32 protein-coding genes, 1 tRNA gene and 1 pseudogene are annotated in these 25,910 nt (G+C 44.1%); 15 read left to right on the top strand and 19 right to left on the bottom strand.

Going from position 1 to position 25,910, the window contains the following annotated elements; translation table 11 throughout:
* Positions 1-138: 138 nt before the first annotated feature.
* The 5 genes from B3K42_RS06205 to B3K42_RS06185 all read right to left on the bottom strand — a co-directional run bounded on the left by B3K42_RS06205 (position 139) and on the right by B3K42_RS06185 (position 3,920).
* Entirely contained in the window at positions 139-966 is an 828-nt protein-coding gene (locus tag B3K42_RS06205) for a metal ABC transporter permease (protein ID WP_110990736.1), read from the bottom strand.
* Positions 963-1,703 carry a metal ABC transporter ATP-binding protein gene (locus B3K42_RS06200; protein ID WP_110990735.1) on the bottom strand — a complete coding sequence of 247 codons (741 nt, stop codon included), beginning with the start codon at positions 1,701-1,703 and terminating at the stop codon, positions 963-965. Before B3K42_RS06200 ends, B3K42_RS06205 begins: the two co-directional genes overlap by 4 nt.
* Positions 1,693-2,577, bottom strand: coding sequence for a metal ABC transporter substrate-binding protein (locus B3K42_RS06195; RefSeq protein ID WP_110990734.1), 885 nt, complete (start codon positions 2,575-2,577; stop codon positions 1,693-1,695). The genes B3K42_RS06200 and B3K42_RS06195 overlap by 11 nt, the downstream gene beginning before the upstream one ends.
* A complete protein-coding gene (locus B3K42_RS06190; protein ID WP_110990733.1) occupies positions 2,574-2,978 on the bottom strand; it encodes a Fur family transcriptional regulator in 405 nt (134 codons plus the stop codon). The genes B3K42_RS06195 and B3K42_RS06190 overlap by 4 nt, the downstream gene beginning before the upstream one ends.
* Positions 2,979-3,086: 108 nt before the next feature.
* Complete coding sequence (locus B3K42_RS06185) at positions 3,087-3,920, bottom strand: thermonuclease family protein (RefSeq protein WP_110990732.1); 834 nt, start codon at positions 3,918-3,920, stop codon at positions 3,087-3,089.
* 161 nt (positions 3,921-4,081) lie between these two features.
* Between B3K42_RS06185 and B3K42_RS06180 the strand changes: the two genes are divergently transcribed.
* Both B3K42_RS06180 and B3K42_RS06175 read left to right on the top strand, forming a co-directional pair.
* Positions 4,082-4,873: a diguanylate cyclase domain-containing protein gene (locus tag B3K42_RS06180; RefSeq protein ID WP_110990731.1), complete on the top strand. Its 792-nt coding sequence runs from the start codon at positions 4,082-4,084 to the stop codon at positions 4,871-4,873.
* Positions 4,870-5,766 carry an alpha/beta fold hydrolase gene (locus B3K42_RS06175; protein WP_292597597.1) on the top strand — a complete coding sequence of 299 codons (897 nt, stop codon included), beginning with the start codon at positions 4,870-4,872 and terminating at the stop codon, positions 5,764-5,766. Before B3K42_RS06180 ends, B3K42_RS06175 begins: the two co-directional genes overlap by 4 nt.
* A 59-nt stretch (positions 5,767-5,825) precedes the next feature.
* Here B3K42_RS06175 and B3K42_RS06170 read toward each other — a convergent pair whose 3' ends face one another.
* The 7 genes from B3K42_RS06170 to B3K42_RS06140 form a co-directional block, all read right to left on the bottom strand.
* Positions 5,826-6,245, bottom strand: coding sequence for a hypothetical protein (locus tag B3K42_RS06170; RefSeq protein ID WP_110990730.1), 420 nt, complete (start codon positions 6,243-6,245; stop codon positions 5,826-5,828).
* 333 nt (positions 6,246-6,578) lie between these two features.
* Entirely contained in the window at positions 6,579-7,154 is a 576-nt protein-coding gene (locus tag B3K42_RS06165) for a flavodoxin family protein (protein WP_110990729.1), read from the bottom strand.
* A 77-nt stretch (positions 7,155-7,231) separates the two neighbouring features.
* The gene (locus tag B3K42_RS06160; RefSeq protein WP_110990728.1) at positions 7,232-7,465 is read right to left on the bottom strand and encodes a thioredoxin family protein; all 234 of its coding nucleotides are present in this window, start codon (positions 7,463-7,465) and stop codon (positions 7,232-7,234) included.
* A gap of 18 nt (positions 7,466-7,483) precedes the next feature.
* Entirely contained in the window at positions 7,484-8,599 is a 1,116-nt protein-coding gene (locus B3K42_RS06155; RefSeq protein ID WP_110990727.1) for a permease, read from the bottom strand.
* Between the two features lie 14 nt (positions 8,600-8,613).
* On the bottom strand, positions 8,614-9,147 hold the full coding sequence (locus tag B3K42_RS06150) for a permease (RefSeq protein WP_110990726.1): 534 nt from the start codon (positions 9,145-9,147) through the stop codon (positions 8,614-8,616).
* The gene (locus B3K42_RS06145; protein ID WP_110990725.1) at positions 9,144-9,629 is read right to left on the bottom strand and encodes a permease; all 486 of its coding nucleotides are present in this window, start codon (positions 9,627-9,629) and stop codon (positions 9,144-9,146) included. Before B3K42_RS06145 ends, B3K42_RS06150 begins: the two co-directional genes overlap by 4 nt.
* On the bottom strand, positions 9,630-9,917 hold the full coding sequence (locus tag B3K42_RS06140) for an ArsR/SmtB family transcription factor (protein WP_110990724.1): 288 nt from the start codon (positions 9,915-9,917) through the stop codon (positions 9,630-9,632).
* A 147-nt stretch (positions 9,918-10,064) separates the two neighbouring features.
* Between B3K42_RS06140 and arsB the strand changes: the two genes are divergently transcribed.
* From arsB to B3K42_RS06115, 5 genes are all read left to right on the top strand, one after another.
* On the top strand, positions 10,065-11,111 hold the full coding sequence (arsB, locus tag B3K42_RS06135; RefSeq protein ID WP_110990723.1) for an ACR3 family arsenite efflux transporter: 1,047 nt from the start codon (positions 10,065-10,067) through the stop codon (positions 11,109-11,111).
* Positions 11,112-11,129: 18 nt separating this feature from the next.
* Complete coding sequence (locus B3K42_RS06130) at positions 11,130-11,447, top strand: ArsR/SmtB family transcription factor (protein ID WP_258367351.1); 318 nt, start codon at positions 11,130-11,132, stop codon at positions 11,445-11,447.
* Positions 11,447-12,217 (top strand): metallophosphoesterase family protein, encoded by a 771-nt coding sequence (locus tag B3K42_RS06125; RefSeq protein WP_110990721.1) that lies wholly within the window; start codon positions 11,447-11,449, stop codon positions 12,215-12,217. Before B3K42_RS06130 ends, B3K42_RS06125 begins: the two co-directional genes overlap by 1 nt.
* A gap of 201 nt (positions 12,218-12,418) precedes the next feature.
* Positions 12,419-12,907 (top strand): nitrophenyl compound nitroreductase subunit ArsF family protein, encoded by a 489-nt coding sequence (locus tag B3K42_RS06120; protein ID WP_110990720.1) that lies wholly within the window; start codon positions 12,419-12,421, stop codon positions 12,905-12,907.
* Positions 12,907-13,590: an aromatic aminobenezylarsenical efflux permease ArsG family transporter gene (locus B3K42_RS06115; RefSeq protein WP_110990719.1), complete on the top strand. Its 684-nt coding sequence runs from the start codon at positions 12,907-12,909 to the stop codon at positions 13,588-13,590. Before B3K42_RS06120 ends, B3K42_RS06115 begins: the two co-directional genes overlap by 1 nt.
* Positions 13,591-13,651: 61 nt before the next feature.
* Here B3K42_RS06115 and B3K42_RS06110 read toward each other — a convergent pair whose 3' ends face one another.
* The 3 genes from B3K42_RS06110 to B3K42_RS06100 form a co-directional block, all read right to left on the bottom strand.
* On the bottom strand, positions 13,652-14,008 hold the full coding sequence (locus tag B3K42_RS06110) for a DUF3147 family protein (RefSeq protein ID WP_258367338.1): 357 nt from the start codon (positions 14,006-14,008) through the stop codon (positions 13,652-13,654).
* A gap of 100 nt (positions 14,009-14,108) precedes the next feature.
* A complete protein-coding gene (locus B3K42_RS06105) occupies positions 14,109-15,287 on the bottom strand; it encodes an MFS transporter (protein ID WP_110990717.1) in 1,179 nt (392 codons plus the stop codon).
* 134 nt (positions 15,288-15,421) lie between these two features.
* Complete coding sequence (locus B3K42_RS06100; RefSeq protein ID WP_110990716.1) at positions 15,422-16,336, bottom strand: GNAT family N-acetyltransferase; 915 nt, start codon at positions 16,334-16,336, stop codon at positions 15,422-15,424.
* An 86-nt stretch (positions 16,337-16,422) separates the two neighbouring features.
* Here B3K42_RS06100 and B3K42_RS06095 point away from each other — a divergent pair, with 86 nt between their 5' ends.
* From B3K42_RS06095 to B3K42_RS06085, 3 genes are all read left to right on the top strand, one after another.
* On the top strand, positions 16,423-17,316 hold the full coding sequence (locus B3K42_RS06095) for an RHS repeat domain-containing protein (RefSeq protein ID WP_110990715.1): 894 nt from the start codon (positions 16,423-16,425) through the stop codon (positions 17,314-17,316).
* A gap of 304 nt (positions 17,317-17,620) precedes the next feature.
* Positions 17,621-18,865: a C13 family peptidase gene (locus tag B3K42_RS06090; protein ID WP_110990714.1), complete on the top strand. Its 1,245-nt coding sequence runs from the start codon at positions 17,621-17,623 to the stop codon at positions 18,863-18,865.
* Positions 18,866-18,950: 85 nt separating this feature from the next.
* The gene (locus tag B3K42_RS06085; protein WP_258367336.1) at positions 18,951-19,436 is read left to right on the top strand and encodes a hypothetical protein; all 486 of its coding nucleotides are present in this window, start codon (positions 18,951-18,953) and stop codon (positions 19,434-19,436) included.
* A gap of 298 nt (positions 19,437-19,734) precedes the next feature.
* Here the strand turns inward: B3K42_RS06085 and B3K42_RS06080 are convergent, their stop codons facing one another.
* Together B3K42_RS06080 and B3K42_RS06075 are read right to left on the bottom strand one after the other, a co-directional pair.
* Positions 19,735-20,004, bottom strand: coding sequence for a 4Fe-4S cluster-binding domain-containing protein (locus tag B3K42_RS06080; protein ID WP_110990713.1), 270 nt, complete (start codon positions 20,002-20,004; stop codon positions 19,735-19,737).
* The gene (locus B3K42_RS06075) at positions 20,004-20,186 is read right to left on the bottom strand and encodes a hypothetical protein (protein WP_110990712.1); all 183 of its coding nucleotides are present in this window, start codon (positions 20,184-20,186) and stop codon (positions 20,004-20,006) included. The genes B3K42_RS06080 and B3K42_RS06075 overlap by 1 nt, the downstream gene beginning before the upstream one ends.
* A 188-nt stretch (positions 20,187-20,374) precedes the next feature.
* Here B3K42_RS06075 and B3K42_RS06070 point away from each other — a divergent pair.
* Together B3K42_RS06070 and B3K42_RS06065 are read left to right on the top strand one after the other, a co-directional pair.
* Positions 20,375-20,577, top strand: a pseudogene (locus B3K42_RS06070) (helix-turn-helix transcriptional regulator).
* Entirely contained in the window at positions 20,555-21,061 is a 507-nt protein-coding gene (locus tag B3K42_RS06065) for a hypothetical protein (protein WP_292597582.1), read from the top strand. The pseudogene B3K42_RS06070 and the gene B3K42_RS06065 overlap by 23 nt, the downstream one beginning before the upstream one ends.
* A gap of 158 nt (positions 21,062-21,219) precedes the next feature.
* On the opposite strand, the gene B3K42_RS06060 is transcribed toward B3K42_RS06065, so the two are convergent.
* Complete coding sequence (locus B3K42_RS06060) at positions 21,220-22,731, bottom strand: YifB family Mg chelatase-like AAA ATPase (protein WP_110990710.1); 1,512 nt, start codon at positions 22,729-22,731, stop codon at positions 21,220-21,222.
* Between the two features lie 88 nt (positions 22,732-22,819).
* Here B3K42_RS06060 and B3K42_RS06055 point away from each other — a divergent pair, with 88 nt between their 5' ends.
* The 3 genes from B3K42_RS06055 to B3K42_RS06045 all read left to right on the top strand — a co-directional run bounded on the left by B3K42_RS06055 (position 22,820) and on the right by B3K42_RS06045 (position 25,516).
* Positions 22,820-23,308: an NUDIX domain-containing protein gene (locus tag B3K42_RS06055; RefSeq protein WP_110990709.1), complete on the top strand. Its 489-nt coding sequence runs from the start codon at positions 22,820-22,822 to the stop codon at positions 23,306-23,308.
* A gap of 68 nt (positions 23,309-23,376) precedes the next feature.
* Positions 23,377-23,910 carry a ribosome hibernation-promoting factor, HPF/YfiA family gene (hpf, locus tag B3K42_RS06050; protein WP_110990708.1) on the top strand — a complete coding sequence of 178 codons (534 nt, stop codon included), beginning with the start codon at positions 23,377-23,379 and terminating at the stop codon, positions 23,908-23,910.
* A 64-nt stretch (positions 23,911-23,974) separates the two neighbouring features.
* Positions 23,975-25,516, top strand: a complete 1,542-nt coding sequence (locus tag B3K42_RS06045; protein WP_258367334.1) for an Rne/Rng family ribonuclease — start codon at positions 23,975-23,977, stop codon at positions 25,514-25,516.
* Here the strand turns inward: B3K42_RS06045 and B3K42_RS06040 are convergent.
* Positions 25,495-25,569 (bottom strand) — tRNA-Val (locus B3K42_RS06040). The two genes, B3K42_RS06045 and B3K42_RS06040, sit on opposite strands and share 22 nt — an antisense overlap.
* Between the last annotated feature and the right edge of the window lie 341 nt (positions 25,570-25,910).

The raw sequence follows: 25,910 nt of genomic DNA, 5'->3' as shown, positions 1-25,910 counted from the left end.
TGGGTTCCCCAGTCCTCCACTCTGAATTAATGTAATTCTTGAGTGAATCAGAGAATCTACCGATACTGCCAGTAAAATCCACAAAGCTTTCTGATATCATGATTTGCTCACAATCCGTGAGCCTGATTGTCAAGTTCATTACATTCGACCTCGAATGAGTCCTTTCATTGAGATCGTCATCAGAAACTCTAAGAAGAGCATTATAACAATCACTGGTCCAGGGGGTATATCAAACACGTATGAAATGAACATGCCAATAACACTTGCTACAACTGCCATGCTTACCGAAATCACAATCATACTTCTAAACGAACGTGCAACTAGCTTCGAAGTAACCGCAGGAATCACCAGGAATGCGGTAACCAGAATAATTCCAGCGATTTTTACAGAACTTACCACACTGAGACTTATACCAATCAGTACTCCGTAATGTATGAAGCCAACGGGCACACCAAAGTGTTTTGCCATCCCCTCATCATAAGAGTAATACAAGAGCTCACGATAAAATACCGTAAAAAAGACTATTGCGGCAATGTCAGCTATCAGAAGCATCCAAACATCTTCAGGAGTTACCATCAAAATGTTCCCAAAGAAAAGTCCCATTACATCGGGAGTGTAACCTTTCACAAATGAGAGGGCAATTACGCCCAATGCCATTGATAGAGGAAGTAACATTCCGATAACACTGCTTTCAGACAACTTATTCTTTCTCGTAAAATAGCTTACTGCAACAGCAAAAACCACGGCAGTGATCGCAGCCATAAATATATAGTCGGTCCCTAGAAGCAGGCCGAAAGCAATGCCTCCGAATGTTGCGTGAGCTGCACCGTCTCCAATAAATTCAATCTTTCTTAGCACTACTACACTTGAAAAAAGCCCGGTAAGCGCACTTACGAGAATCGCTGCAAATATTGCGTTTCTAAGGAAAGCATATTCAATAATATCTCTAATAAAATCCTGAATCATATGTTATGTTCCCTCTCGAAGTGGTCCCTGGACCTTATGAAGAGATCAAAATCACCGGAGAATGCCAATTGCACCTCTTCAGGCGTGATTCTGTCCGCCGCAGTGTGGCAATGAAGAGTCTTGTTGATACACATCACAGTATCACATGCTTCGAAAACCATTCCAATGTCGTGGCTTATCATCAATATTCCCATATTCTTCTCATTCTTTAGAAAATCCAGCAGCCTGTAAAAAGAAGCTTTTCCCATCTCGTCCACACCAGCTTCAGGCTCGTCAAGTATTAGCAATTCAGGATTGGAAGCCAATGCCCTTGCTAGCATTAATCGTTGATACTCACCGCCGGATAGCGTACCGGCCTTCCTATCTTTCAGATCCAGGATTCCCACTGTTTCAAGGAGTTCCTCCACTCTCCTCCAATCGCTTTTTCTAAAGCTTTTCAAAATTCCGCGTTCCCCGTAAAGTCCCATGCCGGCCACTTCTCTCACCCTTATAGGAAAGTCGCGTTGTCTTTCCGGATTCTGAGATAAGTATCCTATTCTGCCCGAAACAAATATCTTTCCCGAATAATCGTTAAGATCGCCAACAATAGCCTTGATTAGAGTTGTCTTTCCGGCCCCGTTCGGTCCAATTATCCCGACAAATTCTCTACGAGACATATCGAAAGAAACATCTCTGAGAATCCAGTGACTTCCAATCTTATAGCTAAGATTCTCTACTCTGAGAATTCTACTCTCCATCAAATACCCTCTTCATTTCGATCAGATTCCACTGAAGCAACTCAATAATACTGCCCATCGAGATGCCAAGACTATCCAATTCTCCATATTTTACAGAGGTCTCATCCGTCAATATATCTAATGCTCTCTTCGATTGCTGGTATTCCGCAAACATCCCAATCACATCCTGATTCCTTACGAAATCAACTAGTTTCATTATTTCCCCAATCGTGGGCTCATCTCCAACACCCTCCAGAACAGGCTCAAGCTGTATTCCATATCTTCTGAAAAAGTATGAGAAGCTGGGATGAGCTACAATTACAGTTTTTCCTTCAAATCTCTCCAAATATGAGGCTGTTTTGTCGTTGAACTCTTGAAGATTCTTGATCAAACTCGCCGCACTAGAAGAGAAGAATTCGGAATTGCCAGGATCAAGAGTAGACAATGTTCTAACTAGAATTGGAACCACATAATCCGACAGAATAATCGGATCGAGCCATATGTGAGGATTATCATGGTGTCCGGATTCATCGTCATCACCATTCTCCTCTTCATTCACAAGAAGCTCATCCGGCAAAAGACTCCCGATATATATAACAGTCTTTCCCCGTGAAGTCAAATCATCAAGATAAGGTTCCAGGAAAACTTCCAGATCCAGACCATTCGCAATCACCAAATCTGCATCGTTGAGCTTTCTTATGTCTGAGATCTTTGGGGAGAATATGTGAGGATTCTGACCTGGTCCAATAAGAAGATCTACCTGCGCCTCCTGACCGGCGATTTCTTTGAGAATCAAATAGTAAGGGTTTATTGTTGCAACGATTTTTAGCGGCAATGCAGTAGCTGCAAATAGAAAAATCAGCAGAATTGAACTCATCATCGGTCTAATTCTCACATTTTTCCCTCCTCGATATCGGAGAATATTTTTCTTTTGCATTCTCCACAGATTCCGATGAAATAGAAAACGTGGTCCGTAATCGTAAAGTCCCGATCTTCAGCAACTGATTCTGCATGTGAGTCGGCAATGCACTCATAAAATGGTTCCGTTTTATGACATTTCTTGCAGTGCAGAAAATGAACCGGCTCCTTCTGACGACTGAAATAGAACCTGGTCTCACACTCAAAAGATACGGAACGTATTAATCCCTCTTCTTCCAGAAAGGCAAGGCTTCTGTACACGCTTGAGAGATTCGGGCTTCCTTTGAGCATTTCGTGGATTGAATCTGCATTAAGCGGCGCATCAGAATTGTTAATTATCTCAAGGATTTCTCGTCTAAGCGATGTCAATTTTCTCAAAAAGCACCTCCTGCTTGCATATCATTTGCGCAACTCACTTGCAACTTATTTTCTCATGTTCAGCCTGCGCTGTCAATTCGGCAGCTGAAGAAGATCTCTTTTCTCAGATCAAAAAGACTTCAAGGCGGCTCTGAAAACAGCAAGGGGAAAGACATTTGCAAACTGGAATGCGCCAGTTATCTCTATTCCCGGGTCTCTCAAGAGGATCAAGACTTTACCGGAAGTGTCTTGCCAGACTTCTCCATAGACTCTAATTCTTTTTCTGTAGAATCTCTGAAAATCAATAGAACCCTGAACGAAGAGCGCTGCCTCTTCAGACCTGACTCTTGCAACGACATCATTGCCGATGATACTGAACCCATTTATGTCTGTAACGATGAATTCTATCCAAATTATCTTTCCCATGAAGCCTCCTGACTTGTATGAATTCAGGTTTCTCCTTACAAATGAGGCTTCATAGACTTGAGAATTGTCGTACAATGAGAAGATTCCTCTCCTATTACTGAAAGCATCTCTATAGGCATCTCTTATCTCCGATGAGTATTGAGATGTTTCCTCGTAAGTTAAGGGTCTCGCCAGACCTTGCCTCACAATTTCCCCGTTTACAAATGTGCCGTTGGAATCGAAGACGTAGGCAAGATGCCTACCATAAGTGTCCTTTCCGTGGAGCTCAAGAGTAACCTTTCCGCTGTCAAGCGTCATCTGCTCCAAAAACCCTCTCGCTTCTTCTGCGAACTGTCCCTCAGGTTTACTCCCCGGCCTGATCTCGGGCGCATCTATTCCAATAAGTCTTACGGTACCATCGAGAGCCCTTACTGTCAGGGAATCACCGTCGATTACCGAGGTGACCGCAGTCACAATCTTTGAACGGTCACATTCTTGCAGAAGAAAGAGTGCAAATAAAAATGCGTAAACTGCAATCAAACCCCACTTTCTCTTCATCGTCCACTCCTCCTTCGTCAACTTCTATCGTTTGGTCTCACAAATATGACTTTCGGTCTTGGCTCCCAACCAATATACTACAGGCCCTCCAAAAACAAGTGTCTGATTTTGTATGTCAAAGGTTAGAATATAGACGTTGGTAGCACAAAGGTGGTGTGAGAATGTTATCTGAAAACCTTCCCGAAAACTTCTCTGATCTTGTGGTGCAGGTTGTTATGAACATTGAAGATGCGATAGCGATTTTCGATGAAAACTCACAGGTAGTGTTTTCAAATGATAGCGGCTCAGTATTGATAGAACACAGTGGAGAAGAAATCGCAAAGAAGATAAAAGACTTTAAACATTCAAGTGAGGATTCTATGATGTATCGTCACATGAAGCGGAGCGGAAGGTGGCTGAGATTCTACATCAAGAGATTGATGGCTGCAGAAAAGAGATATTTTCTTTTTGTGGCTGAGGACATCTCCGACCTCAAACTGGCAGAACAGACTATCGCACAACTCGCTCACTTCGACGGCGAAACCGGTCTTCCAAACTACGTGCTTTTCAGAGATAGACTGAACATGGCGCTATTTAGGAACAGGAGAAACAATCTGTCATCAATGGTGGCCGCCCTTGAGCTTTGCAGCAGTGACGGCACTTCAAGTATAGAGGAATCAACCATAATAAACATGACGGATGAACTAATAAAGGGGATCAGAAAGAGCGACACACTTTGCAGATTCTCTCGACGCGAATTCCTCTTGCTTGCAGAAGATCTCAAAGATCAAAGGAGTGCAAGCACTATACTCCGAAAGGCACTTGACTCGTTCGAAAACTGGAAAGCAGTCAGCGGAGAACCTTCTCTGGAACTCAATTCGGGATTCGTCTTGCTTCCAAGGGACGGGGTTGATCCCGAGCAGCTTGTTAACAAGGCCTTCGCATCTATTCAGAATCGAGTGCCCGGAAAATGAAGGTCCTCCTAATAGTGGTCTCACTTCTCGCGATGCTGCTTATCGCGCCTTTCCTGATACCGGTCAATGACCTTGAGGACACCGTAAATCCTAGAATTTTGGCCGACAGTGATAGCATGTTTGCAGAAATCAACAACATTGAGATACATTATAAGATTTTCGGCGAGGGTGCTCCTTTGATAATTTTACTTCATGGATTCGGCGCAAGCGCATTTTCCTGGCGTGAGGTTATAGAACCTCTATCTGAAGAGTTCACCGTTGTCGCATTTGATAGACCGGGGTTTGGTCTCACTTCCAGACCTATTGGAGAAGAACTGAAGGCTTTCAATCCTTATTCTCTAGAGGGCCAGGTGGAACTTACGGCATTACTAATGCAGTATTTTGGATTTGAGAAGGCTATCCTAATTGGGAACTCGGCCGGTGGACTCGCTGCGCTGGAAACAGCGCTGAAGTACCCAGAAAAGGTTCTTGGACTGGTACTTGTAGATGCTGCGATATACAATGCCGACGCAGATAATTTTTTATTCAGACTCTTGACAAGCACCCCGCAAGGCAGATATCTTGGCCCGCTCTTGTCCAGAGCTTTCCTGAGAAACTCACGAGATCTGCTCGATCTGGCTTGGTACGATACCGACAAGCTCACCCCGGATATTCTTGAAGGATACGAAAAACCATTGAAGACGGAAAACTGGGACAGGGCTTTATGGGAACTGACGCTTGCAAGAAAAGCTTATGACTATTCAAAAATCCCTATGATATCTGTACCATCGTTAGTTATCACCGGAGATAACGACAAAATAGTTCCCGTTGAGGACTCAGTAAGGCTTGCGAAAGAGCTCCCATTAGCTCAGTTGTCCATCATTCAAAATACCGGTCACCTGCCACACGAGTAAAGCCCTGGGGAGTTTCTCGGGATTGTAATGCCTTTTCTGAGATCGCTAGCGACAATAAACTAAAGGATTGGAATCCAAATAGAATATGGCGCTAGAATGTGGAAAAGAAACAGCGCCCATGTGACTATCATCAGACCTTTGTGTATGGGTCTCCATTTCTTCTTCATAGACGCAACATACTTTCCCAGCAAATAGACTATGAACTGCGCAAATACCCCGATGAACACAAGACTGCCACTGTAAAGTACGAAACCCCCCGTCGCAAGATAACCGTGATACAAGGCTGTTAAGAGAAGAATTGCTCCAGTCCAGGGATGAACAGTTGCCAGTATTACCATAAGTTTCTTGAAACCCTCCCAGGGAAACCGCTCAAGCCTCTTGTTGAATTTGCGGTAGAACCATCTTGTCAGAAAAAGGGATGTGTTTATGAAAAGAAGAATGAAGCTTATCGATCCAAGAGTTTCTATCCACGCGTTCACTTTCACACCTCCAACACAACAACAAACATACAAACAAGATACCACTTTTCGCTCTCGAAACGCCCTTTTCAAAGAGTCGGAAATAGGACTCGAATGCTGAAATCTTGTCTGCAAGAAACGAAACAACCATAGGTCATAGGGGGAAATCGAGTTTCGTTTAGAAGTGTAATATGAAGTGTCATGAAATACTCAGTGAAACCAGCTTCTCATAAAGAAGCAGATAGTGTAGCTGTTTTCTATTTAGAGCCTTGTCAGCCGTATGCTCTTTCAGAGAGAGCCTGCCACCTATTCCAGTTCGGTAGAAATTCTGACAAAGGTTCTCAAGACAACAGACTACTCATGGATCTTTCCTAGCAACCAGGCCATGTTTTCGCCGAGAACCCTCATCGTTCGAATTCCCTCTTTATCCTTCTCGAAATCCCCTTTTCGCCAGGCTATCGAGAGATTCCAGTATGATGAACCGGGAATTATCATCTGAGAGATAAGGAAAAAGTGATTGACAGAATCGAATGCGTGAATCGATCCTCCTCTTCGAACCGCTACTACGGCCGCACCCACTTTTCTCTTGAACATAGCGTTGTTGGCAAGCGCCACCATTCCAGCTCTGTCAATCAGAGCCTTCACCTCGGGCGAGAGATCTGCAAAATACGTTGGCGTCCCAAAGATAATTCCGTCTGCATCAAGCATCTTTTCTATGCAACCGTTCACATAATCATCATCAATTGCGCATCTCTTGTTCTTCGTCTCGAAGCAAACATTGCAGGCAGTGCATCCCATTACACGACTACCGCCAATTTGGACTATCTCGGTATCTATTCCTTCATCATTTAGAACGGCGAAGACTTCTTCAATCATCTTAGAGGTGTTTCCATCAATGCGCGGACTTCCATTAAAGGCTACCACTTTCATTCTTGACCTCCAGCCACATGGTTGAAAAATGGAGGGGCCACCCCCTCCACTAATCTATCATCTAAACATCTCTTCATTCAACCCTTGATAAGTCTCTTCGCCTCATCTAGTGAGGGTATCTTCCCTGATAGAACGATCTTCCCGTCCACTGCGACAGCGGGAGTCGATACTATTCCCTTCTCCATAATCACCATCATGTCTGTTACCTTCTCCACTATCGCATCTGAACCCATCTCTTCAACGGCCATCTTCATAATCTTTTCTGTCTGCTTGCACCTCGGACAGCCTGAACCAAAGATTTCGATCTTCATTGTGCAACCTCCTTAATCCTAAAATAGATTTCCATATATGAATCCCCACAGTGTGGAGAATACCACTACCAGTCCAAAGTAAGTGAATGCTCTCTTCTTTCCGAGAAGTCTTGTGATAACTATCATGCTAGGCAAACTAAGTGAGTTACCAGCCATGAAGAGCGCCAGGGCAGGACCTTTGCCCATTCCCAGAGACATGAGCGACTGGACGATAGGCACTTCGGTCAGAGTCGCAAAATACATGAAAGCTCCAAAGACGGATGCGAAGAGAGTTGAGCCGAGCCTGTTACCTCCAAGAAGCGATTCCACGAAACTTTGCGGAAGCGCGCTGGATATTATTCCAGCGGCAAAGACCCCAAAGAAAAGATACGGCAGGATCTTCTTTGCAAAATCCCATGTTTCACCTATCCACTGATTTCTCAGTTCTCCCTTGAAACGTATAGCCATCACAAAAACTGCAATAGCGGAGATAATCAGTATTGATGACTTAACAATCGGGTTGATAGCCAGCCCGCCAACAATTAAGAAAGTCATCTGGAGACCCAGAAAACCAATCGCCTCGGGCCAAGAAACCTGATCATCCGATTCCTGAGTCGCAAAACCTCCTGATCCCTTTTCTCTAAAGATGCTCTGCATCATTAAGCCAATCAAGATTGCCGAAGTCAAGGCCCCAACGATTCTCACAAGTGCTATTTCCCATCCAATCGCGCTTCCAGTAAGAAAGATCGCGGCAACGTTTATTGCCGGACCGCTAAAGAGAAAGGCAACTGCCGGTCCAAGACCGGCGCCTCGTTTGTAGATACCACCGAAAAGAGGGAGAATCGTACACGAGCAAACGGCTAGAATTCCGCCAGAGACAGAGGCAATCGGATAAGAGATAATCTTTCGGGCATCTGGGCCGAGCAGCTTGAGTATTGCGTCTTTTCGTATGAATACAGTGATTGTGCCTGCTATGAAAAAGGCAGGCACTAGACAGAGAAGTACGTGTTCTCTTGCATATGAACCAAGCATTGTAAAACCGCTGATTATTGCATCTTGTACATATTGACTTCCAAAAGGAAGAAAATAGAAAACCAGAAAACCAGCTGCTAACAATCCAAATCTCGTCACTTCTTTCTTTGAATCTTTCTCCATCTCAAGAATGCCTCCTATTCACTCATGCTGCTAGCCTGTGCATAAATCGCCTCAATACTTTCCTTGCCGGTTATTTTCTCGAGTATCATCGCCATCAGTAGTGTCCCCGGAATGTTTATCGCCAGTCTGAGCAGAGCGAACCCTGCTCCCAGCGATCCCATCTCGAACATAAACATCGGAATCTTAGTTGTTGACCATGCTCCAATGAAGATCAGCACGTTCGAAAACTTCACTCCTTTCTTCATGAAGACTGCTGCTATTGGAAAGGCTCCATATAAAGGCCCCGCCGCAGCCGCTCCAAGAAGAAAGGAAAGTACTATTCCCTTAATGCCTGATTCCTCTCCCAGATGTCTGATAATCTTCTCTCTCGGAATCCAGACATCGAGAAGGCCCAATAGAATAAATATCGGAGGAATAACGGACAACATTTCTAGAAAACTCGATCCAGTAATGCTCAACGCGTTGCGCCCAACCTGATTGTCGACGGCAAATACAGCAGAAACGACCGCTGCCATTGCCAGCGGAAAGATATACCTTTTCGCCTTCATCCCAGAATCATTCCCATAAGACCAGCCACAATAAACGAGAATACGAATGCCATCACATTTCTCATAATCGTCAGCCCACTTCCGAAATATTTCTTCTCTACCGGAAAAGTGACAACTCCTACCATCATCAGAGTGGAGATGAAAAGAGCTATCTGAGGTATCCCGGCACCATTATCGAGCAACATGGCCGCCGTAGGAAAAGCGACAAAACCGGGGATCAGCGTGATAGACCCCACTACTGAAGCTATCAGCAACCCCCAAACTCCCGAACTTTCTCCTAGCAGCTGCGAGATTGTGTCGGGATTCAGCAGCGCGATAAGCAATCCGATAAAAAGCAGAATAGCAATAAGTTCAGGTAGAATTCCCTCAAATGATCTCCATGCTTTTTTGAGCGCCATAAGAGTCTTTTTTCGACTTCCAATGAGAGAGATAACTAGAAGAGATCCAGTTATTAAATAGATTACGATGCTGTACACAGTCATCTACTCCGATTCTTGTAATGACACATCAGTGATTGACTTGGCAAGCTCGATAATCTCCAGGACTCTTCTATCTGCTATGCTGAGCTCCTTTCTCGTGCCATTTCTATTCTCCTTGACGAGGCCCGTATCTACCAGTGCCTTAACGTGTCTTGAGAGAGTTGTCTTGTCAATCAAATAAAGGTCATCGAGCTCGCAAATACACATAGTACCCTTTGAAAGATGCTCAAGTATTTTCAGTCGCCAGCTACAACCCAGTGCCTTGAAAAGCATTACTGTCCTCTTGTTCATCAGACACCTCCATTGAAGTACAATCTAGAATAACTTATGTTGCATTGTTGTGCAACAATGAAACTTAACTTTCTGAAAAAGCCCAGAAAACAATAGGCGAGTATCATATCCATATATTCGAATGTGAGAATATTGGAGGTAAATATATTGGAACAGAGACTTGACGTATTCAGCAAATACCTAACAGTTTGGGTGGGAGTAGCTATGTTTCTAGGGGCCATACTGGGCAACATTCTTCCCGGTCTCTCAAATTCCCTGGGAAACTGGCAAATAGCTAATGTGTCAATTCCTGTAGCAATAGTCCTACTTTTCATGATGTATCCGATCATGCTAAAGATTGAGTTCAAAGAGATAGTAAACGTAAAAAAGAACTCCAGGCCTCTTCTGGTAACACTGGTTGTCAATTGGGCGATTAAGCCGTTTACTATGGCCTTTATCTCATGGCTTTTCATGAAGATCTTTTTCAATCCAGTAATTCCTGATGGACTTGCTAATGAGTATGTTGCAGGGATGGTATTGCTGGGATTGGCTCCGTGCACAGCGATGGTTCTAGTTTGGACATATCTTGCAAAGGGAAACATAAACTACGCGCTTGTACAGGTCTCAATTAATGATCTGGTTATTCTCTTTCTTTTCGCACCAATGGGTAAGTTTCTAATAGGAGTATCGACAGGCTTCCCGGTACCCTTCTCAACTATTTTCTGGTCGGTTGTCTTCTATGTGGCGATTCCTCTTTCTTTGGCGCTTCTGACTCGAAGGATAGTGGTGAAAAGAAAAGGCGAGAAATATCTGAACGAAACCGTAATAAGGAGATTCGATCCATTCACGAAGCTTGGACTATTGTTGACCCTTGTACTAGTATTCATGTTCCAGGGCAAGACGATTATAGACAATCCCCTCCACATACTTCTAATAGCCGTCCCTCTCTTGATTCAGACCTATCTAATCTTTTTCATTGGATACTATGCAGTGAAAAAGCTAAAGATAGACTATGCCGAGGCCGCACCATCGACGTTTATCGGCGCGTCGAATTTCTTTGAACTTTCAATAGCGGTTGCACTTATACTTTTCGGTATGAATTCCGGTGCAGCGCTGGCTACAGTAGTCGGCGTGCTTGTCGAAGTACCGGTTATGCTTTCGTTGGTCGCAATAATGAAAAAGAGAAGAGCTTCGTTCGACTTCTCGAAAGGATAGGGGGTAACAGGATTGAAGATGCTTATCTATAATCTCCCAGAAGTCATGAAAAGCCTGGCAGATGAGACAAATCTGAGACTTCTGGGCCTTATCAAACTTCATGAGGAATTATGTGTCTGTGAATTCGAAGATATGCTTGAACTACCGCAGCCGACAGTTTCCAGGCACCTGAAAGCACTGGCTGATTCCAGGTTGATTCAGGCGAGGAAAGACGGTAGATGGAGATATTACAGCATGGCCGATTGCCCAGAGTTTGTTGATGAAGTTTTAAATGTCGCTATCGAGCAATTCGGAATCAAAAAGCGAGAAAGACGCAAGAAGTGTGGTGAAAAGTGATGAGATTAGCATTCTTTTCGGATATACACGGAAATCTTGAGGCTCTCGAAGCAGTGCTGAAAGATATTGAGAGTCAAAACATTGAAAGAATTTACTGTCTCGGAGATCTAGTAGGGTATGGCCCTCAGCCACAAGAGGTTGTTCAAAGAATTCGCGACCTTAAAATCCCTACGATAATGGGAAATTATGATGATGCAATAGGTTATGAAAAGAAAAGCTGCGGCTGCGCATATAATCCCGGCAGAGAAACGGAAGTTGGAGACGAGTCCTTAAACTGGACCATAGACAACACTTCAGCTAAAGCTAAGGAGTTCCTACGTTCACTTCCTCACACATTGGAATTCGAAGAAGAGGGTGTGAAATTTCTTCTTGTTCATGGAAGCCCTGTAGATCATCTACTTGAGTACATAAGGCCAGATACTTCAAGCGAAAGGCTACAGAAAGTGCTGGAGAGGGTCAAAGCTGATGTCATCGTTAACGGCCACACTCATCTTCCTATGGTTCGCTGGGCGATGGGAAAACTCGTCTTCAATGATGGAAGTGTTGGCAGACCAAAGGATGGAAACCCTGAAGCCTGCTATCTGATTGTCGATGTTATCCAGCAGAGCGTCTCATATGAGTTTCGAAGAATAGAGTATAACGTTAAGTCTACAATTGAGAAAATGATTGAGGTCGGGCTGCCAGCAGAACTTGCTTTAGTCCTTTTGCTCGGCAAAGGATACAAAATGGGGCCGTCGAAACTTAAGAATACCATGGACTTCAGAATCTAAAGCTCTTTCGCTGGAGATTGAGATCGATTGCAATTGTTTGAAAGCCTTTCTAAGAAAGAGATTCTGAAATGAATTCAGATGACGGGATAAGGAACTACTAGCCATGCGCAGCGCCACTATCCACCTCGGTTGCAAGCCCACCTTGGAAGACTGGCGAAGTCAAACCGTAATTGCATAACTGCTTTTTTGTGGGGGTGAGACGTGAAACTGAAGAGAATCATTACCATCTGCTTACTACTGCTCGTCTTGATCAGTATTACTTATTTTGCGTACGATGAAATCAAACTCATTTCTCAGTCTTCGAAGTCTCGAGAATCCATTCTTGAAGAACAGGATGATCCTTTTCTTCCAGAAGATTTTGTTGTTCTTTATTACTTTCACGGAACTATCCGTTGTAAGGTATGCCTGGACATGGAGGCAAACGCAAAGAAAGCAGTCGAGACATACTTTTCTTCACAATATGGAACGGGGACCTTGAGGTGGGAAGTGGTAAACATAGACCTTCCGGAGAATCACCACTACCTCGAAGATTACACTATCATGTATAACACTCTTGTCATCCAGCAATACATAGACGGGAAGCCCGGTGAATGGAAGGAACTGTGGCATGCCTGGGACCTTTCAGAAGAGGAAGACCAGTACATTGAATATGTGAGAGATGAAGTAGCTTCTTTTTTGGGGGTGAACTGATGGACAACTTTGCGTTTTCAATGATTTCCGCTCTTTGGTTCGGGATTTTGACCTCCATTAGCCCCTGCCCTCTGGCTACGAACATTGCAGCGGTTTCTTTTATCAGCCGGAATATCGGTAGCCCCAAAAGATCGGTGGCCGCAGGACTTCTTTACACACTGGGAAGGGTACTGACATATGTTGTCATAGGTGCAGTAGTTGTTTCAAGCTTGACGGCGGCTCCGGGTCTGTCGAGGTTCCTCCAGAAATACATGGGAAAGTTGATTGGTCCGATAATGATCATCGTTGGAATGTTTCTTCTTGAACTTCTAAGTTTTAGAAACAAGGGAAGAAATCTGGATACTACGTCTCAAGAGAAGATCAAGAGCAAAGGTCTGCTTGGTGCCCTGATTCTTGGCTCTTTGTTCGCCCTTACCTTCTGCCCTGTATCGGCTGCACTGTTCTTTGGAAGCGTAATACCCCTCGCCGTCAATGAACAGTCCAGGCTAATGATTCCTGCAATCTATGGTATCGGCACAGGCCTACCTGTCGTGGTAGTTGCAATCGGCATTGCCATAAGCACCAAGCTGGTCGCGCAGATGTTCAAGCAAATCAGCAGATTCGAATTCTGGGCGAGGACAATTACCGGCATAGTTTTCATAATTCTGGGAATCTACCTGAGCATAACCAGGATTTTCTTGTGAAACGCTCAGGATCACACCGCTTCACAAACAGCAGTCAAACAATTCGCTTAAGTCAGAACTGCTATAATCTTACTCCAAACTTTGAAAGGATAAGTGAAAAGAAGGCATAGCCCGCCATCATGATTCCACTAGACAAGGCAAGTGCTACATAGAAATTGATGCCTCTTCTAAGAAACAATGGCATCGCAACAAAGAAAATCAGAGAAGGAAGAACAAACAGGAGAATGCCGGTCGAGAGTTCTGCAACTTTACTTGCATTTTTCGTATCGTTGTAGAGCCAGAATAGCGCCAGCATGGAAGTAAGAGGTAAAGATGCTATAAGTCCTCCAATGTATCCAGACTTCTTGCTAACTTCAGAAACAAGAGCGATTATTACCGATGACACCAGGATTTTGAATATGTATCTCAGCAAATTCATTCACCTCCGCTTGACTCTTCTTGCTGATAACATTGCCAATTACTTTGAATGATCTCCTATCACTCCTGTGTTCTAATACATTATCACACGCCAGTTTGACTCAGCTTGTAATGAATCGATCCTTCGTAAAAACGATTACGATTAGTCCTCCAGTGGCAATGAGTGAAGCCATCATAATGAACATGCCGAAATAAGAGTATTCTGCAACCATTCCGGCCAGTAATGGCCCCACCATGAAACCAATGGCTCTCGCCGACCTGAGAAGTCCTAGAAATTCGGCTCTTCTCTCCGGCGGTGAACTAAGAGATATCATAGTTCCGGCACCGTTTATGAAAGCTCCAAAGGCAATACCGAGGCAGAAGTACCCGATCGCAATGAGGACCCAGCTCTTTGCCACAGCAAAGAAAATCATTGTGAATATTGTTAGACCTATACCGATCAGCGTGCTCTTTCTTGGTCCAGTTTTCGATATCACTCTTCCGAAGAAGATATGAGAAAAGATCTGCATAAAGGGGTTTATCGAAGTAATAATTGCTGTAGCCGCTCCTGACAAGCCGATTCTTTCAGTCATATATATTGCAATTATCGAAGTGGCTCCGGCCGTTCCAAGCTGTCTCAAGAAAGTACCAGCATAAACTGCCCACAGTCCATTTTTCCAGAGCGGCGAAGAATCCTGCTTAAGAGGAAACAACCTGTTCAGAAAACCCTTTCTGCGCGCGACAGTGTGTTCTAGATCCCTCAGGAAAAGGGCAGGAATCACTGCTAATAGAGCTATTGTTGCGTACCAGTTGATAGTCTGGGTTACAGTGAAAAACACTAGAAGCACTGAAAGCAGCAGCCTGCCTGTCAACATCCCCATCGAATTGGCGGTGTTCAGTATAGACAATTCCCTTGAAGTGTTTCTGACAGAGTCTCTTGACCGCTCTGTGCTGAGCGCCATTGCTATGGGCTCAAATCCAGCTGTGAAGAATGCAATCAGAGCAGAAAACAATACGAAAACCCCCGGGGTCTCTATAACTGAATAGGCAAAGTACAGAAGAGCAGAAGTCATCACAAGCATTATCATTAGTGGCTTCCGCCTCTTGAGCCCGTCAGCTATTGCTCCCCAGGCCGGAGAACCAAAAGTCTCCACAGCTCCTCTCACTGTTGTAAGAAGCCCAACCATAAGAAGTGAGGCCCCAAGTTCTCTTAGCTTCAGCTGCAAGAGCAAGCCAAAACCGAACATCACGAAGAACACTAACAGAGATGTCAGCAAGAGTGGAAGACGTTTGTTATGCAAGGGAGATTCTCCTTTAGTTTTATAGACCTATAAATTATATCACTCTCCCAAGAAGGCTTAGCGAAGACATCAACGTGAGTAAGTTCGATTTTCAACAAGAACTCCTGTGCAAATCAGCTACTTAGAGATTCTTATCACTCAAAACTCTTTTCGAGAAGAACAGAGAATTCTCGCATTCCAACAAGCTCAGACCACTTGTGGTAATCGCTGTCAAAAACGCACTCAAAGAACGTTTGGTCTACACCATTCTTTGAGAGATCCTCGGAGAGGAACGACAGAAGGCTTTGACCTATTCCCTTTCTACGGAAACGGGAGCCGACCAAGATGAACTCAACGAATCCGAGATAGTTGAAAGTCATTAGGTCTTCGAAAATCGAATATATAAGAAGTCCAACTGTTTCCTTCTCATGTTGACAAATAAGTACTCTCCCTCCGGAGTCCAGAGCATTGTTCAGTGTGAAGAATAGTTCACTGGCCGTTACAGATAGCTGGTCTCTAATTGATTTTGCAGTACATGACAGTTCGGTGAAAAGAGCTCTTAAATCCTCTGGAACACCGCGAAATATCTCGAATTCGCTTTCGTTGAAAGCGCCGTATATTCTACTGAAGCTGAAGGATACCTTCGTTTCACTAAAGCCTTCGCTCTTCAGAAGTCTCCATCCTGCACCGTTCCGATACGTGTTTGCAGTTACAGTGACATAAGATGAGTTTCTAAGTTCATTGACTGCCTCCTGAAGTAACAGCCTTCCAGCTCCTTTGCCTCTGCACTTTTTGTCGACATACAGGTCGTATATATGGCCTTTTTCTTCAGTGGAAACTCTGTCCTCTCTCTGCGGACCGAAATGAACGTGTCCTGCTATCTCAGAGCCGTTCCTCAGAACAATCAAAGAATCTCCCTTCTTTAGAAAATCGTAGTAGACTTCTTCCACCGGCCTGAGTTCGGAAAGTGAGTACATTCCACTGCTTGATTCTGGAATTGAGTGGTACATATTCTTCATGATTCTCTCTGCCTCTTCAGCAGAGGGCCTATCAATAGACAAGTCCTTCATTTTCTCCACCTACAGGTCAGATAAATGATACCGATTTTCTCTAGCTACTGTATGATTATAGTAACTTAGCACATGGAGGTGTAGCAATGAAAAGAATTATCCTAGTCTCAGCATTGTTGATTCTCTCTTTGGTTGCTCTGGGACAATCAGAGTTCATGATACCTATGAGCAAGGCGGATTTTGAATTGAGAGGACCCGTAAAAACTGTTAAGATACTCTACCCCGAAAATGAAATGGAACTTGGGATCGACGAAGAATTCGTGCTTTCCGGGTACTCCATACTCTCTTTCAATCCGCTGGGCGGTCTTGTTTCTCAGATTGAGTATGACAAAGAAGGCAACGAGAAGAGTGCGATAATATTTAACTATGATATCAACGGCAACCTACTCTCTGTTTCAGGAAGAGAAAATGGTGTTGAAGAATCAATCGATGAAATCAGGGTTGAGAACGGAAGAATTGCCGGAATAATCGTTGAAGACTCTGAAGGTGACTCCAATCTGGTTATGGAATACGATGAAGCGGGAAGACTAGTCGCTCAGAAGATCAGCGGAATGAGCGAGGGACAGGAAATCGAGATGACCATATCGATGAAATACGATGACAACGGAAATCTGGTTGAGGAATCCTTTGGAATGATGGGAATGGTCCTTACAAAGACCATTTTCGAGTACAATGATAGGAACCAGAGCGTTAGAGAGCTGGAGTATATGTACATGTTCGCAGAACCAGGCACAGAACCCGAACCGATAGAATCTACTCTTGAGTACAACGAAATGGGTGACGTATCGATCAAGATCTCCGATAGCTACTGGGGAGATGAGAAGGAAGCAGTGGTGTACGAATATGAATACGACTCTATGGGGAACTACGTTTCTATGGTAGCCTACTACGTCATGAATATAGCTGATCTAGAAAAAGATGGTTGGAAAGAGCTTGCAACGATAGAGCAGGAAGAGACAAGAGAGATTGAGTATTACTGATTCAAATGACAAACCATAAGAGGGTGGAAACACCCTCTTTTTCATTTTGAAATACCTGCTTTCATTTCACAGTTGCCACTCCCAATAATCACGACTCTTCGTTGTGATATCACTACAATACTTACACTCGACATGCAATCTTACTCGAAATACTTGAACAATCGAATTTATGACGTAATCGATCGTTGAGTGAATCAAAATATCTATATTGTTCTTCCAATACTATAATCTGCGTGCACAATGATCTATTGACATATAGCCCGTATTGGATAGCGAAGCTTCCGCATGAGGGGAAGGTGATACTATGCGGCTGAAAAGAGTATCGATAGTTATTGTTGCGGCTCTCATTGCAATGCTTCTTATATCTTCCTGTATTCCCAAAGACCCTGTCGCCGCTGCCACAAAGAAGTTCATTCAATTCATAGAGTCTGAAGGAGAACCCGAAGGTCCATTCACCGGACTTCTCCTGGGTGAAGTGGGAGAGGGAGACGTCATCGGATCCGAGTCGGCTAAAGTCCCGCAACTCCAGTATCAGTTGCAAGGGATAAATGAAGCAGGTTATTTCTTCTATCTGGATGAAGCTCCCGGTGCATTCTATGATCACCCTGGAAAACTTGTCGTAGTCTCTAAAGGCGGCCAGATTATTTTTGAAGAAGACACTGAGGGCTGGCCAACACTAAATGGAAACATGGTTACAGCGATGAGCGACAGGGAAGTCTATGCCACCGCAGTTATTTGGGATAAATGGAAGATTATTAAGCCTATAATCACAGTAATAGATATCGATTGGATTGCTCGATTTCTAAGGATAAAGGGAGCTGTAATAACCAGTGGAATAACTCCCACACAGAATCTTTACGCACAGGCTCGTGACGTTAGAAACCTAATGTCTGATGCCTTCAAGGCCATAATGGGTTCTGACAGAGTGCGTGACGTGAAGTATGTTTCGGGTGCAGCCGCTCCAAACTGGACTGCCGTTCAAGCTGCGATCAATGATCTCTTAATGACAGAGAAGGTAGACTACATTACGCTCTATTTCATCGCACATGGAAACACTAACCTGATGAATCTTGGAGGAACAACTTTCTACGCGAATCAGTTGAGAAGCTACATCCTTGAGCATCCGAACGTTAAGTTCTGCATAATCATCGAATCCTGCCATGCTGGTAGCTGGCTTGAAGGCCTGAAATCCGGTGGAGTAACACCAGCAAACATCGAGATTATCATCACTACGACTACCGCTGCCAAGAGCGCATACCCAGACTGGGATAGCGCGGGCGGATACGCAGATCACAATCCTACCGATATGTATGTTGAGTGGTCAGGGGACTTCCTGCAGAAACTAGCTTATTACACAAGTGATGCGCATTGGCCGGAAGTGACTGCATATGCCGATACTAAATCAATAGATTGGTTGCCAGCTCTGTTCTACAAATGCTATACGGCAATTAAGGGAGTCACTCCGTCCAGCACTTCATGGACCCTTACGGAGCGCTCGGTTGCTGGATCTATTCAGGAACCAATGCGCTACATTACCTGGACTCCCTGAAGAAAAACTCTTTCATACTGAAAAGCGGGCAATAGCCCGCTTTTTTCATCTTCAGTTCACTTTCGACAAAAAGTTATAATTGTGTATGGACTTATTTTCGATTATCAAACCCGAAAAGCTGGAAGGCTATCAAGTCAGGAGTAGAGTTCTCAGGGATGAGACAAAGCTTCTGAGGGCGGAAATAGAGCTCTTAAAATCTGAAAATGACAGTGTTATAAGAAGCTCGCTCTTCGAAAGTGCTGTCATTAGAGCTTCAAAGCTCGTAAGGAACAGCGGATTCACAATGAAGAGTTTCCGTGAATACATTCGGCAGGGCTGTCCCAGGCAATTTCGAAGAGAGCTCTATCGTGTTCTCGACGACTTTGAGAAGGAAGAAGCTCTCCTTGCAAATAGAATAGTAAGACTCAAGAATCGCCGTGATCGCGTAATCGTTCACATGGATCCTCGTTTTGCCTTTCACCCGGAAAGAGAAGATGAGAACAGAGTAGATCTAGAAGACATAGAAGCGATATGCTCCCATCTTGAAAGACAAATTGCTTTCTTCAGCGGAAAGCTCTTAGACTGTAGATGAAGCCAGCGTTTAAGGACCTAATGAACCATCAGGAGTATTTCAACTGAGTTCCTTCTCTAGAGGCTGAAACTGATAAACTGGAATGGCTAGACATGATTTATCAGTAGAGCTACAATTTGGGCGACAAGCACCTATCTGGTGGAGCCGAAAGAATATCAACTGATGAATTATTCGAAGAATTCTTCTGTGACGAAGTTAGATATAAATATCTCCAGTCCTGTTCTCTTTCGTAGCACAATCAGAAAGAGTATGTCGACCAAAAGCTCTATTCATAACCTCTTTACGCATTAGAGATTATCTATTGTCTGAAAGACAGAATTACCGAAGAAACAAACCACTCAAGAAAATGTGACCCGTGTGGATTCACGAATGATTCGCCTCCCGCGACAAGAAAAGTAAAAACCCTGAGCCCTCTGCCCTTATCAATCACTTTGTCCCAATCTTCGCTGTCCATAGTCCTCTTACCGTAGGTAGCCCTTCCGGAGTTGCCAAGAGTACTTGCGAAGCATCCCTTGCAGTTGAGATTGCACCTGTTCGTGGTACTCATTATCATTATAGGATGAACCATCAATCCTTCCTGAAGTAGGGAGTCTCTTTCAGCGATTCAGATTCTTTGAATGCTTCCAAAAGTTTTGCAGAACAACGAATGTATCTTGGATTCTCCACTATCCATGGAAGAAAGACTTTCGATAGACGAGGATTGTTCGACTTGAAAGCAAGATCAGTTTTTTCGAAGATTCCAGATTTCATACATTCACCCACTGAACATCTCAAAAACAATCTAGTGCAATATTGTGGCTTATGCGTTTTGACAAGAGAGCTCTTTACTCTTTTCTTCAAACGTTATAATTTGCTTGAGAAAGCCGAATCACATAGATGTGAGGATATAATACTTGACATTATGTAAAGTACTGTATACACCTGTCTCAGGTGATGATTTGAACAACAGGCTGAAGGAATTCAGATTTAGAATCGAGACATGACACAGGACAATCTGGCAAGAATGGCAGGAGTGAGCCGGCAGACAATAATCGCGGTCGAAAAGGGAAAGTTCAACCCTTCAGTTAAACTTGCTCTTAAGCTTGCAAATATTCTTTACTGTACCGTCGAGGAACTCTTTGAACTTGAAGAAGGTGATTAGGTTGGTGCTTAAAATGGTTATCTTGATATTCGATGTCTTGGTAATTACCCTATCGATTTCTCTCATTTGGACCGCGGCAAGCTGGTATTCTCTGCTTTTGCTGGGGCTCTTTCTTTTTCCATCACTGAGAACGCTACGAGTAATCCCCGAATTTGACGAAAGAGAAAAGGCTATTGACAACCTTTCATCTAATATAGCATTGGGAATAAGCTTTGTTTTGGCGATCTTTTACATTGTAATGAAGTACATCCTTACGATCGACGGTGCGATCTCTTTCATTCTTGTTCCTTTTGTTGCAAAGGCCGTCTTTTTTTCTGGATTCACTCTTGAGAGAAGGCAGTCGATTTCAATCATTGGGAGATCAGCCGGCTTGATACTTGTAGGCTTTGCGCTTCTTTCCCACGGTTTTTCTATGGCCGGTCTAATAGAGATGCTTCCCGGTACCGTTATCCTTGTTTGCACAGAGCTTTCTGTCAGATATTGATGGTTCGGTCTCAGCTATCTGTTCTCGATAGTTACTGCAACATGGATCTACGTACCAAACTTTGGAGGGATCACGTCGGTACTTGTCTACTCATTGTTTGTCATTCCGTTCGGTTTTCTTCTTGTCAGATCTCTTATGAAGACCCAGAGTACTGAACTCTAGGTCTTTCTTCGATACTGTAAAGCTTCTGCAATATGCCTGGACTGAACTCCGCTTTCTTCGAGATCTGCTATTGTAAGTGCTAATTTAAGAACTCTATCAATTGCCCTTGCAGTTAATTTCATCTTATCCATGGCCGCCGAGAGAAGTGATCTCGATGCTGCATCAAGCGGTACGTATTCTTTCAGCAAGGCATGACCCAGCTGACTATTCGAGAATATGCTCATTCCTTCATATCTTTTCGACTGCCTCTTTCTTGCTGCAATGACCCTCTTCCGAATTTCGCCGGAGCTTTCTGCCGTTGAGTTCTCCATGTACTTTTCGAAATCAAGTCTGGGTAGATCGACAAAGATATCAATTCTATCCTCCATTGGACCAGAGATCTTTCTGTTGTATCTCTGAATGTCGTACCATGAGCACGTGCATTCTCTTGTCTTATCGCCATACCACCCGCAAGGACATGGGTTCTGGGCAGCAACCATCATGAATCTCGCGGGATAAGTAGCGGTAAGTTTCGCTCTTGCCACGGTAATTACGCCATCTTCAAGTGGTTGCCTTAGGGCCTCAATCACATCTCTTCTAAATTCGGGAAATTCATCCATGAAAAGAACACCATTATGAGCCAGGCTTATCTCACCGGGTCTCGCATCGTTTCCACCGCCAACAATGGAAGTTGTAGACGCGGTATGATGAGGCGACCTGAATGGTCTCTGCTTTACCAACCCTCTATCGCCCAGCAGCCCGGCAACACTGTAAATCATCGTTGTCTCAATAGCTTCATCCATAGTCAACGGTGGAAGGATCGATGGAATTCTGCGAGCCAGCATCGTCTTGCCACAGCCCGGTGAACCTCGAAGAGAAATGTTGTGCCCACCTGCTGCGGCAACTTCACAAGCCCTCTTGGCAAACTCCTGGCCCTTTATTTCGGACATGTCGGGCCCACTCATATTTCCAAGTTCAGGCTCCGAATATACAACAGGTCTCTTCTGAACATATCCGTTGAGGAAACCAACCAAATCATTTAGACTCTCGGCAGTGTAGATCGTAAGGTTGTCCACTATCGAGGCCTCTTGGCCATTTGGGGCCGGAAGTACTACTTTCATACCCTTTGCCCTGCTTGAAAGTGACAGTAGAATGGGCAAGACTCCCCTAACACGTCTTAAGCTTCCATCAAGACCGAGTTCTCCAAAAAAGACAAAGTCCGAGAGATCGGTCTTTATTTTGGACGTGGCTTTTAGAAGCCCCACCGCTATAGGGAGATCGAGATATGATCCCTCCTTTTTCACGTCACTCGGAGCGAGATTTACCGTTATCCGACCATTGGGGAGCTCAATTCCTGAGTTCTTAACGGCACTCTTAACTCTCTTCTTGCTCTCCTTAATAACAGTATCTCCGAGACCCACAATATCCATTTCTTGGATAATTGCTCTACTGTCAATATCTAGTTCAACGAGAACATCCAAAACGTTTAAACCCATGGTTGTAATCGTCCTAACTCTTGAATAACGCATCTCATAACCTCCTATCCTATCTCAAATTATATCAATCAACTGGCGAAGAGGTGATATACTATAAACGAGGCATGGTCGAGGTGTGCATATGAAGAATACACATCGAATTGGTGTAAGAGCTGTAGTTATAAAAGACGAATCTGTTCTTCTTGTTCGTCATGAGCATCGCGACAGACCTCCCTTCTGGTGTTTTCCCGGCGGACTTGTCGAACCCGACGAAGATCTTCTCAGCGCTGTCAAGAGAGAGATAAGGGAAGAAACAGATCTCGAAGTTTCACCTCGCTCTGTTGTCGCACTACAGGAATTTAGAAGAGAAAACCTTCTGGAGGTGATATTTTCCTGCGATTACGTCTCAGGAAGTGTCAAACTGGGATCAGATCCCGATAACTTGGGAATGCCGACGTTAGTTGATGTGAAGTGGGTAAGATTTGAAGAGATCAAAAAGTACAAAGTATTTCCCGTTCAGCTTGCTTATCATCTTGAGAATGGGTGGGCCAATCTGGGTTCGGTAAATCTCTACCAGATGGAGAGCAAGCAATCAACCGTTGGACAGGATCTTGATCGCGGTGTACTGTAACGGTATTTGATATTGTGATAACATGTAGTAACACAACTTGAGTCACATCACACGAGAGGAGGGTTATCATGGATTACAACATCTACTCCAAAGACGTAACTGTAACAGACTCCATGAAAGACTACATCGACAAGAGGTTCTCAAAAGTGTCGAAAGTTGTCAACGAGGAGAAACTAATCTCGATGGATCTCAGGCTCTCGAAGGAAAGAGCTTTCTACAAAATCGAAGCAACTGCTCATTTACCAGGTGTGATGGTTCGTGTGGAAGAGAAGGGCAGTGATTTCTACACAGTCATCGATTCAGCATCTGATTCCTTTGAGAGAAGAATAAAGAGGTTCAAAGAGAGAACTCGCTATAAGCACAAAAACGGCCTTAAGGAAAACCTCGAATCAATTCCCTCCAAGTTCGAGGAAGATCAATCAGCAGTAATCACTCGACGGAAGAAGTTCACAATCAAGCCCATGACTGAGGAGGAGGCCCTGCTTCAGATGGAAATGCTTGGCCACACCTTTTTTGTCTACAGGAATGTCGAGACAGATGAAGTCAATGTTCTTTATACCAGGAAGAACGGGTCTGTTGGAATAATCGAGATGAATGAATAGCGCTGGCCACCAAAAGGTGGCCAGCTTTTTGATCGTTTGAAAACGAACATTAGTTGTAGTAAATTTGAAATCCAGTTCTGTCAATAGAAATGAAAGGGCGGTGGCAAGAATAAAGAATAACAGAACGCAGACCATAGTCTTCAGTCGAATTGAAGATGAGGTCAGAATCGCCTCGCTGGATGGTGATCAGCTAGAAGAAATCTTCTTCGAAGACATGGATAGCGAGAGCGTTACAGGGAACATCTATCTGGGTAAGGTGGAGAATGTCGTTCCCAGTCTAGAAGCGGCATTTGTGAATATCGGAATTGGAAGAAACGCTTTTCTTAGGTTCAAGGATGCATCCGGACAATCCAAACTGGAGAAAAGTAACAAGGTCCTTGTCCAGGTTAGCAAAGACCCTGTTGGATCGAAAGGTCCTCAGATAACTCTAAAAGTTAGTATTCCAGGTCGTAGCCTCGTCTATACACCCTTCTCAAAACACATCGGAATCTCTAAGAAGATAACAGAACAGCAAGAAAGGCATAGACTGACCGAGGTTGCAAAATCCGTTCTCGAAAACAAAGAAGGTGTGATATTTCGTACAGCCGCTTTTGGTGTGGGCGAGGAAACTATAAAAGAAGAGCTCGAGAGTCTTCGTAGTAACTGGAATCAGATAAATGAAACGTTCAGGAGGAGCAGAAAGCCAAAGATTCTATACGAGGAACCATCGTTTGTCGAATATATACTCAGAGAGAGGCTTACTGAGAACACAAAGGAAATAGTGGTTGACTCCGAGGAACTCTGGCACGATGTCGTCGCAGGAATTAGCAAGTTCAAATCGGGCTTTAAACCAGTTGTAAGGTACGTCGAAGGTGACGCTTTCGCATCTGAAGAAGTGTATGAGAAAATGAAGATTCTCTACACTAGAATGGTTTCCTTACCTGGAGGAGGGAATATCTACATTGATAGAACGGAAGCAATGACTGTAATCGACGTAAACTCGGCCAGCAATATCTCTGGAAATGACGTATCTGAGACTTCATTGAATACTAACCTTGAAGCTGCTTCGGAAATAGCAAGACAGCTGAGACTGAGAAATATCGGAGGAATCGTTGTTATCGACTTCATAGATATGAAGAGCGACGAAGATAGACAGAAAATAATTGACAGCCTCACCAGTGAATTTAAGAAGGACAAGGCAAGGACCATGATAATGGGATTCACTAGACTGGGACTTCTGGAAATGACTAGAAAGCGATCTACAGCTGCCATCGGATCAAAACTATATTCTTCATGTCCGATCTGTAAGGGCACGGGAAGAATAGAATCTCCAAGGGCTGTATATCAGAGATTGTTGAAGGATCTTGCGAGAGGTTTTCAGGATGAGACTATTAGTGGGGCAGCTGTTCAGGTGTATCAAAACATGTCAGGAATCCTAACTCCCGAAAACCAGAAAAACCTAGGCAGAACTCTAAAAAGAGAGATCTCAGTTGGCTTTACATGGCCGATTCCGACTTCTTACGAAGTAAAATTCGTGAAGCAGCAAGAGAAACCAAAGAGACCTAGAAGAAAAAAAAGGAGTCTAAATGACTCCCTTTTCTTTTCTGGTGGATGCGACAGGGATTGAACCTGTGGCCTCTTCCGTGTGAAGGAAGCGCTCTTCCGCTGAGCTACGCATCCGCACAGTAAATTCTATCACCGGCCGGGTATGGTGTCAAGGTTTGACAATTGGCTGCGAGCTGGCCGATGGTGGTGATGGTTGGGAAGAGACAAGGATAAGCTGCAAGATGTAAGTTAAAAAACCGAGGTCGGAGGTTGCAGGTTGGGGTGTGGAAAGAGCTAAGGACAGAGGTTATCCGTTGACCGTCCTCCGAAAAGAGAGAGCCCGTGACGATTTTGATCTTATCCAAGGACCGGTTCACGGTCTTGGACGAAGGACCAAGGACGAAACTTTTCAGCGAGCAGCGTCGACTATCAGGCGGACAGCGGCACTCTGTAACCTGCATTCCCGGTAATTATAA

Source organism: Mesotoga sp. UBA6090, assembly GCF_002435945.1.
GTDB lineage: Bacteria > Thermotogota > Thermotogae > Petrotogales > Kosmotogaceae > Mesotoga.
This window is presented reverse-complemented; position numbering and strand designations above follow the sequence as displayed.

What these genes read in the sequence shown, in the direction of transcription:
- B3K42_RS06060 (WP_110990710.1), bottom strand. Translation starts at nt 22,731, where the DNA reads ATGCGTTATTCAAGAGTTAGGACGATTACAACCATGGGTTTAAACGTT.
- B3K42_RS06080 (WP_110990713.1), bottom strand. Translation starts at nt 20,004, where the DNA reads ATGGTTCATCCTATAATGATAATGAGTACCACGAACAGGTGCAATCTC.
- B3K42_RS06130 (WP_258367351.1), top strand. Translation starts at nt 11,130, where the DNA reads ATGCTTATCTATAATCTCCCAGAAGTCATGAAAAGCCTGGCAGATGAG.
- B3K42_RS06160 (WP_110990728.1), bottom strand. Translation starts at nt 7,465, where the DNA reads ATGAAGATCGAAATCTTTGGTTCAGGCTGTCCGAGGTGCAAGCAGACA.
- B3K42_RS06145 (WP_110990725.1), bottom strand. Translation starts at nt 9,629, where the DNA reads ATGACTGTGTACAGCATCGTAATCTATTTAATAACTGGATCTCTTCTA.
- B3K42_RS06110 (WP_258367338.1), bottom strand. Translation starts at nt 14,008, where the DNA reads ATGAATTTGCTGAGATACATATTCAAAATCCTGGTGTCATCGGTAATA.
- B3K42_RS06155 (WP_110990727.1), bottom strand. Translation starts at nt 8,599, where the DNA reads ATGGAGAAAGATTCAAAGAAAGAAGTGACGAGATTTGGATTGTTAGCA.
- B3K42_RS06125 (WP_110990721.1), top strand. Translation starts at nt 11,447, where the DNA reads ATGAGATTAGCATTCTTTTCGGATATACACGGAAATCTTGAGGCTCTC.
- B3K42_RS06200 (WP_110990735.1), bottom strand. Translation starts at nt 1,703, where the DNA reads ATGGAGAGTAGAATTCTCAGAGTAGAGAATCTTAGCTATAAGATTGGA.
- B3K42_RS06090 (WP_110990714.1), top strand. Translation starts at nt 17,621, where the DNA reads ATGCGGCTGAAAAGAGTATCGATAGTTATTGTTGCGGCTCTCATTGCA.
- B3K42_RS06180 (WP_110990731.1), top strand. Translation starts at nt 4,082, where the DNA reads ATGTTATCTGAAAACCTTCCCGAAAACTTCTCTGATCTTGTGGTGCAG.
- B3K42_RS06055 (WP_110990709.1), top strand. Translation starts at nt 22,820, where the DNA reads ATGAAGAATACACATCGAATTGGTGTAAGAGCTGTAGTTATAAAAGAC.
- B3K42_RS06075 (WP_110990712.1), bottom strand. Translation starts at nt 20,186, where the DNA reads ATGAAATCTGGAATCTTCGAAAAAACTGATCTTGCTTTCAAGTCGAAC.
- B3K42_RS06150 (WP_110990726.1), bottom strand. Translation starts at nt 9,147, where the DNA reads ATGAAGGCGAAAAGGTATATCTTTCCGCTGGCAATGGCAGCGGTCGTT.
- B3K42_RS06165 (WP_110990729.1), bottom strand. Translation starts at nt 7,154, where the DNA reads ATGAAAGTGGTAGCCTTTAATGGAAGTCCGCGCATTGATGGAAACACC.
- B3K42_RS06095 (WP_110990715.1), top strand. Translation starts at nt 16,423, where the DNA reads ATGAAAAGAATTATCCTAGTCTCAGCATTGTTGATTCTCTCTTTGGTT.
- B3K42_RS06140 (WP_110990724.1), bottom strand. Translation starts at nt 9,917, where the DNA reads ATGAACAAGAGGACAGTAATGCTTTTCAAGGCACTGGGTTGTAGCTGG.
- B3K42_RS06175 (WP_292597597.1), top strand. Translation starts at nt 4,870, where the DNA reads ATGAAGGTCCTCCTAATAGTGGTCTCACTTCTCGCGATGCTGCTTATC.
- B3K42_RS06115 (WP_110990719.1), top strand. Translation starts at nt 12,907, where the DNA reads ATGGACAACTTTGCGTTTTCAATGATTTCCGCTCTTTGGTTCGGGATT.
- hpf (WP_110990708.1), top strand. Translation starts at nt 23,377, where the DNA reads ATGGATTACAACATCTACTCCAAAGACGTAACTGTAACAGACTCCATG.
- B3K42_RS06085 (WP_258367336.1), top strand. Translation starts at nt 18,951, where the DNA reads ATGGACTTATTTTCGATTATCAAACCCGAAAAGCTGGAAGGCTATCAA.
- B3K42_RS06100 (WP_110990716.1), bottom strand. Translation starts at nt 16,336, where the DNA reads ATGAAGGACTTGTCTATTGATAGGCCCTCTGCTGAAGAGGCAGAGAGA.
- B3K42_RS06205 (WP_110990736.1), bottom strand. Translation starts at nt 966, where the DNA reads ATGATTCAGGATTTTATTAGAGATATTATTGAATATGCTTTCCTTAGA.
- B3K42_RS06185 (WP_110990732.1), bottom strand. Translation starts at nt 3,920, where the DNA reads ATGAAGAGAAAGTGGGGTTTGATTGCAGTTTACGCATTTTTATTTGCA.